This window comes from Nocardioides sp., from assembly GCF_035481145.1.
In the GTDB taxonomy this organism is placed as follows: domain Bacteria; phylum Actinomycetota; class Actinomycetes; order Propionibacteriales; family Nocardioidaceae; genus Nocardioides.
Genome location: NZ_DATIHB010000032.1, coordinates 1 through 12,634, shown reverse-complemented (window position 1 = coordinate 12,634; position 12,634 = coordinate 1). Strand labels below are relative to the sequence as shown.

16 protein-coding genes are annotated in these 12,634 nt (G+C 70.5%); 5 read left to right on the top strand and 11 right to left on the bottom strand.

What is annotated here, in order from left to right; translation table 11 throughout:
• Positions 1–179: 179 nt before the first annotated feature.
• The 6 genes from VLF38_RS02765 to VLF38_RS02740 all read right to left on the bottom strand — a co-directional run bounded on the left by VLF38_RS02765 (position 180) and on the right by VLF38_RS02740 (position 5,951).
• Positions 180–1,994 (bottom strand): alpha/beta fold hydrolase, encoded by a 1,815-nt coding sequence (locus VLF38_RS02765; protein WP_325269765.1) that lies wholly within the window; start codon positions 1,992–1,994, stop codon positions 180–182.
• 71 nt (positions 1,995–2,065) lie between these two features.
• Positions 2,066–2,236 carry a hypothetical protein gene (locus tag VLF38_RS02760; RefSeq protein WP_325269764.1) on the bottom strand — a complete coding sequence of 57 codons (171 nt, stop codon included), beginning with the start codon at positions 2,234–2,236 and terminating at the stop codon, positions 2,066–2,068.
• Positions 2,237–2,341: 105 nt separating this feature from the next.
• Positions 2,342–2,506, bottom strand: coding sequence for a hypothetical protein (locus tag VLF38_RS02755; RefSeq protein WP_325269763.1), 165 nt, complete (start codon positions 2,504–2,506; stop codon positions 2,342–2,344).
• A gap of 24 nt (positions 2,507–2,530) precedes the next feature.
• The gene (locus VLF38_RS02750; RefSeq protein WP_325269762.1) at positions 2,531–3,301 is read right to left on the bottom strand and encodes a crotonase/enoyl-CoA hydratase family protein; all 771 of its coding nucleotides are present in this window, start codon (positions 3,299–3,301) and stop codon (positions 2,531–2,533) included.
• Positions 3,298–4,941, bottom strand: coding sequence for an acyl-CoA dehydrogenase family protein (locus VLF38_RS02745; protein ID WP_325269761.1), 1,644 nt, complete (start codon positions 4,939–4,941; stop codon positions 3,298–3,300). The genes VLF38_RS02750 and VLF38_RS02745 overlap by 4 nt, the downstream gene beginning before the upstream one ends.
• A 5-nt stretch (positions 4,942–4,946) precedes the next feature.
• Positions 4,947–5,951, bottom strand: coding sequence for a crotonase/enoyl-CoA hydratase family protein (locus tag VLF38_RS02740; protein ID WP_325269760.1), 1,005 nt, complete (start codon positions 5,949–5,951; stop codon positions 4,947–4,949).
• Between the two features lie 56 nt (positions 5,952–6,007).
• Here VLF38_RS02740 and VLF38_RS02735 point away from each other — a divergent pair, with 56 nt between their 5' ends.
• Entirely contained in the window at positions 6,008–6,739 is a 732-nt protein-coding gene (locus VLF38_RS02735) for a PaaX family transcriptional regulator C-terminal domain-containing protein (RefSeq protein WP_325269759.1), read from the top strand.
• A 109-nt stretch (positions 6,740–6,848) separates the two neighbouring features.
• Entirely contained in the window at positions 6,849–8,027 is a 1,179-nt protein-coding gene (locus VLF38_RS02730) for an alpha-hydroxy-acid oxidizing protein (RefSeq protein ID WP_325269758.1), read from the top strand.
• A 47-nt stretch (positions 8,028–8,074) separates the two neighbouring features.
• On the opposite strand, the gene VLF38_RS02725 is transcribed toward VLF38_RS02730, so the two are convergent.
• Both VLF38_RS02725 and VLF38_RS02720 read right to left on the bottom strand, forming a co-directional pair.
• The gene (locus tag VLF38_RS02725) at positions 8,075–8,311 is read right to left on the bottom strand and encodes a DUF1272 domain-containing protein (RefSeq protein ID WP_325269757.1); all 237 of its coding nucleotides are present in this window, start codon (positions 8,309–8,311) and stop codon (positions 8,075–8,077) included.
• Between the two features lie 112 nt (positions 8,312–8,423).
• Complete coding sequence (locus VLF38_RS02720) at positions 8,424–8,762, bottom strand: metalloregulator ArsR/SmtB family transcription factor (protein WP_325269756.1); 339 nt, start codon at positions 8,760–8,762, stop codon at positions 8,424–8,426.
• Between the two features lie 171 nt (positions 8,763–8,933).
• Here VLF38_RS02720 and VLF38_RS02715 point away from each other — a divergent pair, with 171 nt between their 5' ends.
• From VLF38_RS02715 to VLF38_RS02705, 3 genes are all read left to right on the top strand, one after another.
• Positions 8,934–10,754, top strand: coding sequence for a phosphoenolpyruvate carboxykinase (GTP) (locus tag VLF38_RS02715; RefSeq protein WP_325269755.1), 1,821 nt, complete (start codon positions 8,934–8,936; stop codon positions 10,752–10,754).
• Positions 10,755–10,840: 86 nt separating this feature from the next.
• Positions 10,841–11,281, top strand: coding sequence for an SRPBCC family protein (locus tag VLF38_RS02710; protein WP_325269754.1), 441 nt, complete (start codon positions 10,841–10,843; stop codon positions 11,279–11,281).
• Positions 11,278–11,688, top strand: a complete 411-nt coding sequence (locus tag VLF38_RS02705) for a Fur family transcriptional regulator (RefSeq protein ID WP_325269753.1) — start codon at positions 11,278–11,280, stop codon at positions 11,686–11,688. Before VLF38_RS02710 ends, VLF38_RS02705 begins: the two co-directional genes overlap by 4 nt.
• A 46-nt stretch (positions 11,689–11,734) precedes the next feature.
• Here the strand turns inward: VLF38_RS02705 and ykgO are convergent, their stop codons facing one another.
• From ykgO to VLF38_RS02690, 3 genes are all read right to left on the bottom strand, one after another.
• Positions 11,735–11,857, bottom strand: a complete 123-nt coding sequence (ykgO, locus tag VLF38_RS02700) for a type B 50S ribosomal protein L36 (protein WP_120059576.1) — start codon at positions 11,855–11,857, stop codon at positions 11,735–11,737.
• Entirely contained in the window at positions 11,854–12,051 is a 198-nt protein-coding gene (gene rpmF, locus VLF38_RS02695) for a 50S ribosomal protein L32 (protein WP_325269752.1), read from the bottom strand. The genes ykgO and rpmF overlap by 4 nt, the downstream gene beginning before the upstream one ends.
• Positions 12,052–12,090: 39 nt before the next feature.
• Positions 12,091–12,634, bottom strand: a 544-nt coding sequence (locus VLF38_RS02690; RefSeq protein ID WP_325269751.1) for a GTP-binding protein, incomplete at its 5' end; no start/stop codon positions are given.

Below are 12,634 nucleotides of genomic sequence, written 5' to 3'. Positions count from 1 at the left end.
CGCTGGCCGCCGAGGGCACCATCGGCATGCCCCTCGGCCCGCAGCCGTGGGGCGACGTCTTCGGCCAGGTCATCGACAAGTTCGGCATCAGCTGGCTGGTCAACATCGTCTCCGCGGAGAACGCCGCCGCCCAGGGCTGATCCGCGACGTACGACGGCCCGGGAGGGCGGCCCCGTCGGTCAGGGCACCACCGGCAGGGTCAGCGTCTGCGCCCCACCCGAGGCGATCGTCACCGGCGTCGGCTCGAGGCCACCGCGGTAGTTGACCGAGCCGCCCGCGACCACGAAGCGGAGCCGGTGACCCGGCGCGAAGCGGTGCACGATCGCGGGCAGGGTCGTGGTGAAGGGCTTGGTGACGTCGGCGATCCGCACGGGCGCCTCCAGCGCCTTGATCGTCACCGCGTGGCCGGCGGCATCGACGTCCTGGACCTTGAGGAAGAGGACGAGCTGACCCGCCTCGCCCAGGGCCTGCGTGAGCGCCGCCGTCGGTGCGTCGACCTTCAGGGTCGCGACCGGCGAGCCGACCACGTCGAGCTTGGTGCCGAGCGGCGCGGTCGACCACGCGGCGTACGTGCCGGGGAGGTCGAGTGCGTCGGCCACGGGATTCTTCACGACGCCCCCGATGACGTCGGTCTCCGGGAAGGAGGCCGGCGCACCGGCCCCCGGCGTCACGAAGGCCTGCACGCCGGGGAGTGAGGTGCCGGATGTGAGCGAGCCGCCGCCCAGCAGCCCGCCGCCCGAGAGCCGGAGCGTCTGGCCCGCACCCACCGGGAAGCCCTTCGAGGTGGCGAACGCCGCGCCGGCGTCGCCGGCGTCGAGCCAGTCTCGGTAGTAGGCGAACTCCGGCCCGGTCGCGACGTCGAGTCCCTTGAGGTAGCGGTCGAACCACGCGTACGCACGGCCGACGAGGTAGTCGTTCTCGCCCGGAAGCATGCCGAGTGAGCTGTGGCCGTAGTGCTGCCAGACCATCTTGACCGTGGTGCCCTGGGCCTTGAGCGCCTTGTAGGTCGCGACCGCCTCGTTGAGGTTGAAGAGGGTGTCCGCCTGGCCCTGCATGAGCAACGTCGGCACCTTCACCTTCCCCATGTACGACGCGACGCTGGCGTGGCGCGCGGCCGCGACGTGCTGGGGCTGGAACCAGCCGGTGGTGCCCGCGGTGAGGAGGGCGGGGCAGACCCAGTCGGCGAAGTTGGGGCACGGGAGCGGCTCGCCGGGAATCTGCTGGTTCTGCAGGTCACCGGTGAGGCCGAGCGCGGAGAAGCCGAGGCCCCAGGCGAGCTTGATCGCGCCGGAGTTCGGCGTCGAGACGCCCGCGGGGTAGACGGTCTGGCCGGTGTTGCTCGGGGCCAGGCTGTAGGAGAGGTCGTTCCAGGTAATGATCGGCACGAGCGCATCGACCCGCTTGTCGACGGAGGCCGCCGCGAACTGGAAGCCACCGCCGTAGGAGCCGCCGAGCAGGCCGACCCGCGGGTCGTCGGCCCGCGCGACGCCGTCGTGGTCGCGCCGGTCGAGGCGCACCACGTCGAGTGCGGGAAGGGGCTGCGTGTGAGCCGCGTCGGCGTACGCGATCCCGCCCGTGCCACCGAGGTAGGAGACCAGCTGGCTGGCCGCCTTGCCGTCCCAGTCGGGGTCGTCGAGCGTGATCTTGCACGACGACCCGCCGAACCCGAGGCCGGAGTAGGAGAGGACGGCGTAGCCGCTGGTCGCGAAGGAGGCGCCCCAGTCGGCCTGGTCGTCCTTCGAGCCGCCGAAGCCGTTGGTGGTCAGGATCGCGGGGACCCGGTTCGTCGCCGAGGCGGACGACGGCAGGTAGAGGTCACCGACGATGTCGCAGGGAGTGACGTCGTCCGGTCCGGTTTTCACGGCGAAGTGCAGCGTCTGGACGGTGTACGCCGGCTCGGCGGATGCCGGGAGCGCGGGAGCAACGAGGGTGGTGGCAGCGGCGGCCAGGCCGACCAGCGGAGCCACGCGTGCAGCACGGGAACGTGAGGACATGACTGCCCAACTGTGAAGCACGTCACTTGGTTACGTTCCAGGAGACAAGCGGCACCTGGACCGTAGCGGTGTCAGCGAGCGTCTGCCTCGCCGTGCTCGTGGTCGAAGTGCTCCATGCCGCCGTCCTCGTCGTCGCTCTTGCGGACCGACAGCGAGATCACGATCGAGAGGATGAAGAAGGCCAGGATCGCGAGCAGGATGAGGACCTGGTCGCGGGTGAAGATCTCGATGAACGGTTGCACGGCGAACCTCCGCAGACGGATTGCCCCTCCGCTTCGAGAGTACGCCCGAAATGTCTTCCTCGGCAGCCCTCGATCACGGGGCTCACCGACGGGCGCGACCCGGGCTCAGATCGGGGACTCCTCGGCCGGCGGCACGGGGCCGTCGGCATCCAGGATGTCCGGATGGTGCTCCGCATCGGTCTCGTCCCATGGACGGGCGACACCCATCAGCGCGGCCCCGATGAAGAACCCCACGATGATCAGGATGACGATGATCTCGCCGGCACTCATGACTCCTCCTTCGACATCCCAAGCCTACGCTCCGGCGCCGTGCCGACCGGCCCCTTCCGCGAAGCGCGCGGCACCCGTGATCGCCTCGAGCAGGACGGCCTCACCCAGGCGCCACTCGACGGCCAGCGCCTCGGGCTCGGGGCGGCCGGCGGCCGTGAGGACGGAGGTCCGGTCCGAGCGCATGCAGGCCTGGGGGAACGCCGCGATCGACTCCGCGAGCTCGATCGCGGTCGCGAGGGCCTGCCCTGGGGCCGACACGCGGTTGGCGAGCCCGAAGGCGAGCGCCTCATCGGCGTCAACCGGCCGCCCGGTCAGCACGAGGTCGAGCGCGCGCGAGCGGCCGATCAGCTCGGGAAGGCGAATCGTGCCGCCGTCGATGAGCGGCACGCCCCAGCGGCGGCAGAAGACGCCGAAGGTGGCGGCCGGGTCGGCGACGCGCAGGTCGCACCAGAGCGCCAGCTCGATGCCACCGGCCACCGCATAGCCCTCGACCGCGGCGATCACCGGCTTGGAGAGCCGGAGCCGGGTCGGGCCCATCGGCCCGATGTCATCGGGCTCCCCGGTCGGTGGGGCGACCTCCATCGACGCGGTGCTGACCGCCTTCAGGTCCGCGCCCGCACAGAAGGTGCCCCCGGCACCGGTCAGCACTGCAACCGAGGCTTCCGGGTCGGCGTCGAACTCGAGGAACGCCGCGTGCAGCGCCTGCGCGGTCGGGGTGTCGACGGCGTTGCGGACCTCCGGGCGGTCGATGGTCACGACCGTGACCTGCCCCCGGCGCTCGACGTGGACGGTCATCCCGGGAAGTCCGTCTTCGTGCGCTCCAGGATCGGCGCGAGGTCCAGGCCGGTCGGCATCGTGCCGAACGCACCACCCCAGTCGCGGCCGAGCCGCGTCGCGCAGAAGGCGTCGCTGACGGCCGCCGGCGCGTGCCGGACGAGCTGCGAGCCCTGGAAGACCAGGGCCATCTGCTCGACGATCCGGCGAGCGCGGTGCTGGATGTCGTCGAAGGAGGTGAACTCCTTCTTCAGCCGGTCCACCGCGTCGTCGTAGCGGGCGTCGGCACCGGCGGCGAGCTCCACCTCGGCGAAGAACGCATCGAGCGTGTGCGGCTCCTTCGCGAGCGCCCGCAACGCGTCGAGTGCAGCGACGTTGCCCGAGCCCTCCCAGATCGAGAGCAGCGGCATCTCGCGGTAGACCCGGGCCAGGTCGAAGTCCTCGATGTAGCCGTTGCCGCCGAGGCACTCGAGTGCCTCGTTGACCGCGAACGGCGCCCGCTTGCAGACGTAGTACTTGGTGACGGCGAGCGCGATGCGGCGCAGGGCCGCCTCGCCCTCGTCACCCCGGACCGCCCGGTCGTTGGCCCCGGCCAGCCGGAGCATCGCGGTGGTCGCGGCCTCGGACTCCACCTGCAGGTCGGCCAGGACGTTGGCCATCGCGGGCTGGTTGATCAGCAGGTCACCGAAGGCCGAGCGGTGCCGGGCGTGGTGCGCAGCACCGGCGACGGCGATGCGCATCCCGGCCGAAGAGCCGATCACGCAGTCGAGCCGGGTCATGTTGACCATCTCGACGATGGTGCGGACGCCGCGACCCTCCTCGCCGACGAGCCAGCCGATCGCGGCGTCGTACTCGATCTCGGAGGAGGCGTTGGACCGGTTGCCGAGCTTCTCCTTCAGCCGCATGAAGCGCATCGCGTTGCGCTCGCCACCGGGCAGCACCCGCGGCACGAGGAAGCACGACACACCGGCCGGCGTCTGGGCCAGGGTCAGGAAGAGGTCGCTCATCGGGGCCGAGGTGAACCACTTGTGGCCACGCAGCACGTAGGTGCCGTCCGCCTGCGGCGTGGCCGTCGTGGTGTTGGCGCGGACGTCGGAGCCGCCCTGCTTCTCGGTCATCGACATGCCGGCGATCAGGCCGCGCTTGGTCTCCGGGTCACGCAAGCCGAAGTCGTACGCGCGGTTGGTCAGCAGCGGCTCGAAGCGGGCCGCGAGCTCGGGGTTCGCGCGCAGCGCCGGGACGACGGCGTACGTCATGGAGATGGGGCAGCCGTGACCGGCGTCGACCTGCCAGGAGAAGAACTTCGCGGCGCGCGCGACGTGCGCACCCGGCCGGTCGTCGGCCCAGGGAGAGCCGTGCAGGCCGTGCTCGACGGCCGTCGTCATCAGCTGGTGGTACGCCGGGACGTACTCGACCTCGTCGACGCGGTTGCCGTAGCGGTCGTGGGTGTGCAGCCGCGGCGGGACCCGCTCCGCGAGCCGACCCCAGTCCTGGACCTCGGCGGTGCCGGCCAGATGGCCGAGCTCGTCGATCTCGGGGAGCGCCCAGCCGGCTCCCTCGCGCTCGACGCCCTCGCGGAGCGCAGGGTCGGCGGCGGTGTTGTGGCCCACCAGCGCCGGGACCTGGTTGAGAACGTCGTGGGTGGAGTGGGTGCTGGTCATCGTGGTCATCCCTTGTTCGTGGAGGGTCCGAAGTCGTCGTACGGCGCGGAGTCGCGCTCGCGGACCGCCTGGCGGAATCCCGCCTCGGCCGCGCGCTGCTGGAAGGCGTAGCCCTCACGGGTGTGCCGGGAGATCCCGTCGAAGACGGTGCTGATCATCTGGCTGTTCTGCACGCCCTGGGCGAGCAGCGCGGAGTTGAGCGCGAGCTTCACCATCATCAGCTGGTTGAGCGGCATGGCGGCGATGCGCTGGACGAGCACCTCGGTGCGCTCGTCGAGGTCGACGGCGTCCGGCGCCTCGATCGCGAGCCCCCACTCGGCAGCCTCGCGGCCAGAGAGCGTGTCGCCCGTGAGCAGCAACCGCTTGGCGCGCTGGTCACCGAGCCGGTGCGCCCACAGGCCGGCGCTCGGCACGCCCCAGACCCGGGTCGGCGGGTAGCCGATCTTGGCGTCGGCAGCGATGACGATCTGGTCGCAGTGCAGCGCGATGTCGGTGCCGCCCGCGACGCAGAAGCCGTGGATCTTGGCGACCGTCGGCTTGTTGGCGTGCAGCAGGCTGGCGAACCCCTTGGTGAAGCGGCTCATCATCGCGTAGTCGACCATCGGGTCCCACGTGCCGCGGGGGTCGTGGTTGGTCATCTGCACCACGGGATCGAGGACGGTGCCGGTGCGGTCGTCGCCGCCGCGCATGCCGCCGCCCATCAGGCGCTCGGCGCTTGCGGCGAGGTCGTAGCCGCCGCAGAAGCCCTTGCCCCGGCCGCTCAGCACGATCACGTGCACGCGCGGGTCGAGATCGGCCCGCTCCACCGCGTCGGCCAGCTCCAGCGGGGTGTCCGGGGTGATCGAGTTGCCCTGCTCGGGGCGGTTGAAGGTCAGCCGCGCGACGCGGCCGTCGACCTCGTAGGTGAGCGTCCGGTACGCCGGCGCCTCGTCGCTCGGTGACGAGGCGTGGGCGTACGGCGACCCGTCGCCCTCGTGGGTGCCGCGTCGCCAGGCGGCTGCATCAGTCATGGCAACGACGTTACAGATCAGCGCACATCCGTGTCTAGATCTGTTGCAATGACAGGATGACATCCGTGTCCCGCGACGTCACCCCGCTCTCGGCCCGCTCGGTCGTCCTCAGCCTCCTCCTCGGCGCCCACCCGGCGCGGCTCGCTGCGAGCGACCTGACCCGTGCCGGTGACCACTTCGGGGTGGCACCCGCGACGCTGCGGGTCGCCCTCAGCCGCTCCGTCGCCGCGGGCGACCTCGTGCGCGTGGACGGCGGCTACCAGCTCGGCGAGCGGCTCACGGCGCGCCAGCTCCGCCAGGACGAGGCGGTCGAGGATGCAGAGGCAGACTGGGGCGGCGACTGGGAGATGGCTGTCGTGGTGGTGAGCGGCCGCACCGGGGCGGAGCGCGCAGCACTCCGAGACGAACTGGCCCGGGCCCGCCTGGCCGAGCTGCGCGAGGGCGTCTGGACCCGACCCGCGAACCTGCGCCGCGCTCCGGCGTACGCGGGGAACCCGGTGCTCAACACGTTCCGCACACAGCCCGACGAGGATCCAGCTGCGCTCGCCGGGCGACTGTGGGACCTCGCCGCCTGGTCAGAAACCGGACGCCGCCACGTCGACCTCCTGGCCGGCGCCGGCGAGCCGGCCGAACGTCTCGCCGCAGCGGCGATGCTCGTGCGCCACCTCAGCACGGATCCCCTGCTCCCCGAAGTGTTGCTGCCCGCCGACTGGCCCGGCGGCGAGATGCGCGCGACCTACGCGGCGTACCAGCAGGAGCTGCGGGAGCTCGCGCTCACCGGAGCCTGACTGCCCCTGGCCGCCGAGCCAGACCTTCGGCGCCGACTTCCTCCGGACCATCCCGGACATCGAGGTGACCGACCTGCCGACATGAAGTCCGAGGCGGCATGATGCGGCCATGGCGAACTTCTCCGACTTCAACATCGGCGTCTACCTCAACGGGCTCTTCGGCACGCCCCCGGCGTTCCCGATGGAGTACGCCGGGTGGGAGGCCGCCGCACGCGAGAAGCTCGACGACGTCCTCTACGACTACGTCGCCGGCGGTGCGGGCGACGAAGCCACGCAGGACGGCAACGTGGCTGCGTTCGGGCGTTGGGGCATCGCCCCGCGGATGCTCGCCGGCGCGGCAGAGCGCGACCTCTCGGTCGAGCTCTTCGGGCGTCGCTACCCCACGCCGCTGTTCATGGCGCCGATCGGCGTCGTCGGGATCATGGACGCCGCCGACGGCACCCCCGGCCACGGGGACCAGGAGGTGGCTCGCGCGGCCGCTGCGTCCGGCGTACCCGCGGTGATGTCCACGCTCATGCAGGACCCGATGGAAGAGGTCGCTCCCGAGCTCGGCGAGACGCCCGGCTTCTTCCAGCTCTACACCCCCAACGACCGCGAGCTGGCCGAGAGCTTCGTGCGGCGCGCCGAGGCTGCGGGCTACGCGGGCATCGTGGTCACGCTCGACACCTGGACCCTCGGCTGGCGACCGCGCGACCTGCGGCACGCGTCGATGCCACAGCTGCAGGGCAAGTGCCTCGCCAACTACACCTCCGACCCGGTCTTCCGCTCGCGGCTGGAGAAGACGCCGGAGGAGGACCCCGGGGCGGCCACGCTCGCGTGGGCGATGACCTTCGGCAACCCCGGCCTCTCGTGGGACGACCTGTCCTGGCTGCGCGAGATGACCGACCTGCCACTGCTGCTCAAGGGGATCTGCCACCCCGACGACGTACGCCGCGCGAAGGACGGCGGCGTCGACGGCATCTACTGTTCCAACCACGGTGGCCGCCAGGCTGCGTCCGCTCCCGCTCTCGACTTCCTGCCCGACGTGGTCACCGCGGCCGACGGCATGCCGGTGCTCTTCGACTCGGGCGTCCGAAGCGGTGTCGACGTGGTCAAGGCGCTCGCACTCGGAGCGACCGCAGTCGGCGTGGGCCGCCCCTACGGCTGGGGCATCTCCATGGGCGGCGCTGACGGAGCGCAGCACGTGCTGCAGTGCCTCCTCGCCGAGGCGGACCTGACGATGGGCCTCAACGGCTACGCCTCCGTCGCCGAGCTGACCCGCGACATCCTGGTCCGCATCCCCTCCTGACCCCCGAAGTGGGGCTTGTGGCTCGCCGAAGTGGGGCTTGTGGTCGGTCAGGACCGGCTGCGCTTGACCCGGCGGGCGACCCGCGCCGGCGTACGACGGGCGATCTCGCGCAGCCCCGTCACGCGCCGTGGGCGGCGGACCAGCTCGCCGGCGCAGTTGGGGCACGCGTCGAGCTTCGCCTCGCACGCCGGGCAGTAGGTGCACTCGTACGAGCAGATGAACGCTTCAGCGGCGTAGTCCAGGGGCGCGGCGCAGAGCTCGCACTTGCTCTTCATCGACAGCATGCGCAGATCGTGTCCCAGGCGGACCGTCCAGAGAAGGGGTTTGACCACAAGCCCCACTTCGCGTGACCACAAGCCCCACTTCGGCGAGCCACAAGCCCCACCTCGACGGGGGTCAGGTGGACGGCAGGTCGATCGCCAGCTCCGCACCCAGCTGGCTCTGGGCAGCGGCGAGCTGGGTGAGGATCCGGCGGCCGGCGAGGAGGAGGTCGCGGACCTCGGGGACGGCGATCGAGTAGACGACCGCTCCCCCGGCGCGCGTCGACTGCACAAGCTGCGTACGACGCAGGACACCGAGCTGCTGCGAGAGGTTGGACGGCTCGATCGAGATCTGCTCGAGGAGCTCATGCACGGCATGATCCCGCTCACTCAAGAGTTCCAGAATCCGGATCCTTGCGGGGTGCCCGAGCGTCTTGAAGAGCTCGGCCTTAGCCTGATAGAGCGGTACTCCCACCACAGCTCCTCGCTCGCGACCAGATCCTGTCCGTCAACGGCGACGTCCATCACCATTGGACATGAAGGCTACATGAGTTGCGAAACTCTTCATCTCAAGTAGCCTCCCGAATGTGCGATCCGAGGGCGTGTCGTGTGCAATGGCTGTCAGAGTCGAGAGGACAGGACCCAAATGACTGACGTCAACACCGTGCTTGACCAGGCTGGTTTGACCAACGAGGACGTGCGCGCGTACGTCAACGAGTGGTTTGCCGTGACCGGCGCCGAGCGCGTCGAGGTGGTCAGCGCCGCCGATGACGCACGCCTGATCCAGGTGGCGCTCGACAACGGGGACCTGCTCCCCGCCGGCGAGGGTTCCTACTTCTCGCGTTCCTACTTCAAGGACACCGCGCGTGCCGAGGAGCGCACCATCGTCGCGACCTCGGACGAGGCCGACAAGGGCATCTACAACAACTGGAAGCCCTCCTCGGAGATGAAGCCGAAGCTCGTCGAGCTGATGACCGGCGCCTCCGCGGGCAAGACGATGTACGTGATCCCCTACCTGATGGCGCCGGCGGGTTCCCCGCTCGACAAGTTCGCCGCGGGTGTGGAGCTGACCGACAACGTCGGCGTCGTGCTGCAGATGATCCGCATGGCCCGCGTCGGGGTGGACTACATCAACCACCTCGGCAACGATTTCGTCCGCGCCGTGCACGTCACGGGCGACCTGCCGAACCTCGGCCAGGGCACCCCGGACGACAAGCGCTACTTCGTGACCGTCGCCGACGAGCGCACGATCCTGCACTTCGGCTCGTCGTACGGCGGCAACGCGCTGCTCGGCAAGATCGCCCACGGCCTGCGCCAGGGCTCCTACGACGGCTGGAAGAACGGCTTCCTCGTGGAGCAGTTCATGCTGCTCGGCATCACCGACAAGGAGACCGGCACCAAGCACAACATCTGCGGTGGCTTCCCGTCGGCCTCGGGCAAGACGAACCTCGCGATGACGCTGTCGCCGGACGCGCTGGGCGACCGCTACCACGTCGAGTTCTACGGCGACGACATCGCCTGGATCTGGGTCGACGAGAACGGCGTGCTCCGTGGCTTCAACCCGGAGAACGGCGTCTTCGGCGTCGCCAAGGACACCAACGAGCACACCAACCCGACCGCGATCGAGTCGATCAAGCCGGGCCTGGGCGTCATCTACACCAACGTCGCCTACAACGAGAAGACGCAGGAAGTCTGGTGGGAGGGTCGCGGCGAGAAGCCGACCGACCTCGACGGCTGGCTCGACTGGAAGGGCGCGCGCATCGCCGACCGGACGCCCGAGCAGGCGGACGAGAACTGGGCGCACCCGAACTCCCGCTTCACCACCACCATCGCCAACGTCCCCAACGCCGCCGAGCAGTGGAACGACCCGGCCGGTGTCGAGATCCACGGCATCATCTTCGGTGGCCGCACCCGCGACCGCGAGCCGCTGATCCGCGCGATCAACGACCTCGCCGAGGGCGTCTACGACGGTCTCACCCTGGGCGCCGAGGCGACGTTCGCCGCTGACGGCCTCGAGGGCGTGCTCCGCTACGACCCGATGTCGATGCGCCCGTTCATGTCGTACGGCGAGGGCGACTACGCCCAGCACTGGCTCAACGTGGTCGGCAAGGCGAAGAACAACCCGATCTTCGCCCACGTCAACTGGTTCCAGCGCGGCGAGGACGGCCGCTTCCTGTGGCCCGGCTACCGCGAGAACCTCCGCCCGCTGCTGTGGCTCATGCAGTACCGCAACGGCGAGGTCACCGGTGTCGAGACCCCGGTCGGCGTCATCCCGACCCGTGAGGAGCTCAACCTCGAGGGCCTCGACGAGCAGACGCTCGCCGACCTCGACACGATCCTCACGATCGACGTGAAGCGCTGGCAGCAGGAGATGGGCTACCGCAAGGAGCACCTCGAGCAGTTCACCAACGTGCCTGCCGAGATCTGGGAGGCGCACAACCGCGTCGCCAAGGCGCTCGAAGGCTGATCTCCACCACAGCTCGTACGGCGAGGGCCGCTCTTCCTTCGGGAGGGGCGGCCCTCGCTGCATGCCAGGCCAGTAGGCTCCGCCGCATGCAGGTCGACGTCGAGGTCAGTGACCACATCGCGCGGCCGGTCGGCGAGGTCGCGGCGTACGCCGGAGATCCCACGAACGCCCCGGAGTGGTACGTCAACATCCGTTCGGTGGAGTGGCAGACCGAGCCGCCCGTCAGGGTCGGAAGCAGGATGGCCTTCGTCGCGCAGTTCCTGGGCCGCCGGCTCGCCTACACCTACGAGGTGGTCGAGCTCGTGCCCGGCGAGCGACTCGTGATGGAGACCGCGGAGGGCCCGTTCCCCATGCAGACCACCTACACCTGGGTGCCCGAGGGCACCGGCACGCGCATGACCCTGCGCAACACCGGATCGCCGTCGGGATTCGCGCGGATCGCGGCGCCCGTCATGCGGCGCGCGATGCACGGCGCCATGACCAAGGACCTGCGCCGTCTGAAGACCCTCCTGGAGGCAGGACGATGAGCGAGCCCACGACCGGACCGGACCGGGTGCGCACGTCACCGAAGCGCACCGTCGTCCTCGACATCCTCGCTGCCGGTGAGCCGTTCCGCAGCGCGCAGGACATCCACCACCAGCTCCGGGCCGCGGGCCAGAAGGTGGGCCTGTCGACGGTCTACCGCAACCTGCAGGCCCTGGCTGCCGACGGCGCGGTCGACACCCTGCGCAACGAGGACGGCGAGGTCCTCTACCGCCGTTGCGACGAGGCTGCCCACCACCATCACCTGGTCTGCCGCGGCTGCGGTCGCGTCGAGGAGATCGAGGGCCCTGCTGTCGAGCACTGGGCGGAGAAGGCCGCGGCGCAGCACGGGTACGCCGAGGTCTCGCACGTGGTCGAGATCTTCGGCGTCTGCCCGCGCTGCGCCGGCTGACGGTGCGCTTTCCGAGTTCGCACCGCCGGTCCGGGACCCGCCCGCCTCAGCCCTGACGGGCCTTGAGCCGGGGGTTCAACTTGTTGATCACGTAGGTCCGGCCGCGCCGCCGCACCACCTGGGCGCCGGGCTGGTTCTTCAGCGACCGCAGCGAGTTGCGCACCTTCATCGCGCACCCCGCTTGACGACCCGCCCCGTCACCGGGTCGACCAGGCCGTGGTGCACCGCCGCGACGAGGCGCCGCGGCACGGCGTGCACCTCGCCGTTCACGACGACCGGCACGAGATCGGCGGGTGCCGCCTTCCAGGCCGAACGCCGATGCCGGGTGTTGCTGCGCGACGTACGTCGCTTGGGGACTGCCATCACTTCTCCTTTTCGTTCCTGCGCAGGCCGGAGCCTGCGTCAGGCACTGTCGCGGATGTCGCGGATGCTGCCGAGCCAGGGCTCGAAGCCGTCCTCGGCGACGTTCCAGTTACGGCCCTCCATGTCCGGGCCGAGCAGCAGCTCCTCGAAGACCTTCTCGACCCCCGCCGGCGGCTCGCCGACCCCGGTCAGCACGAGCCGCGTGAAGGGGGCACGCCGTCCCCACGGGCGACCGGTGCCGATGCTGAGCTGCCCACCGGAGCCGTCCCACACCAGCGTCTTGCCGGGCCGCGACGGCAGCCAGAAGCACCCGCGCGAGCGGAAGTAGTCCTCGCCCGCCAGCTTCTCGAGGTCACGGAAGAGCCGCTCGGGATGGAACGCGCGGGGCGAGCGGAGGTCGATCTGCCACACCTCGTCGGAGGCGGGCCGCGGCAGCTCCGCGTCGTACGTCGGGTCGATCCACGCAAGCGCGCGCTCGTGGTCATGGAGCCCGCTGGTGGCCAGCGTGCCGCTCACGTGCTCGGCGCCGTCGATGATCGACGCGTCGGGGCGCGCCAAGGTCCGGACCAGGTCGCGACCCGCC

What these genes read in the sequence shown, in the direction of transcription:
- VLF38_RS02755 (WP_325269763.1), bottom strand. Translation starts at nt 2,506, where the DNA reads ATGAGTGCCGGCGAGATCATCGTCATCCTGATCATCGTGGGGTTCTTC.
- VLF38_RS02750 (WP_325269762.1), bottom strand. Translation starts at nt 3,301, where the DNA reads ATGACCGTCCACGTCGAGCGCCGGGGGCAGGTCACGGTCGTGACCATC.
- VLF38_RS02705 (WP_325269753.1), top strand. Translation starts at nt 11,278, where the DNA reads ATGAGCGAGCCCACGACCGGACCGGACCGGGTGCGCACGTCACCGAAG.
- ykgO (WP_120059576.1), bottom strand. Translation starts at nt 11,857, where the DNA reads ATGAAGGTGCGCAACTCGCTGCGGTCGCTGAAGAACCAGCCCGGCGCC.
- rpmF (WP_325269752.1), bottom strand. Translation starts at nt 12,051, where the DNA reads ATGGCAGTCCCCAAGCGACGTACGTCGCGCAGCAACACCCGGCATCGG.
- VLF38_RS02715 (WP_325269755.1), top strand. Translation starts at nt 8,934, where the DNA reads ATGACTGACGTCAACACCGTGCTTGACCAGGCTGGTTTGACCAACGAG.
- VLF38_RS02765 (WP_325269765.1), bottom strand. Translation starts at nt 1,994, where the DNA reads ATGTCCTCACGTTCCCGTGCTGCACGCGTGGCTCCGCTGGTCGGCCTG.
- VLF38_RS02735 (WP_325269759.1), top strand. Translation starts at nt 6,008, where the DNA reads ATGACATCCGTGTCCCGCGACGTCACCCCGCTCTCGGCCCGCTCGGTC.
- VLF38_RS02730 (WP_325269758.1), top strand. Translation starts at nt 6,849, where the DNA reads ATGGCGAACTTCTCCGACTTCAACATCGGCGTCTACCTCAACGGGCTC.
- VLF38_RS02710 (WP_325269754.1), top strand. Translation starts at nt 10,841, where the DNA reads ATGCAGGTCGACGTCGAGGTCAGTGACCACATCGCGCGGCCGGTCGGC.
- VLF38_RS02725 (WP_325269757.1), bottom strand. Translation starts at nt 8,311, where the DNA reads ATGCTGTCGATGAAGAGCAAGTGCGAGCTCTGCGCCGCGCCCCTGGAC.
- VLF38_RS02745 (WP_325269761.1), bottom strand. Translation starts at nt 4,941, where the DNA reads ATGACCAGCACCCACTCCACCCACGACGTTCTCAACCAGGTCCCGGCG.
- VLF38_RS02740 (WP_325269760.1), bottom strand. Translation starts at nt 5,951, where the DNA reads ATGACTGATGCAGCCGCCTGGCGACGCGGCACCCACGAGGGCGACGGG.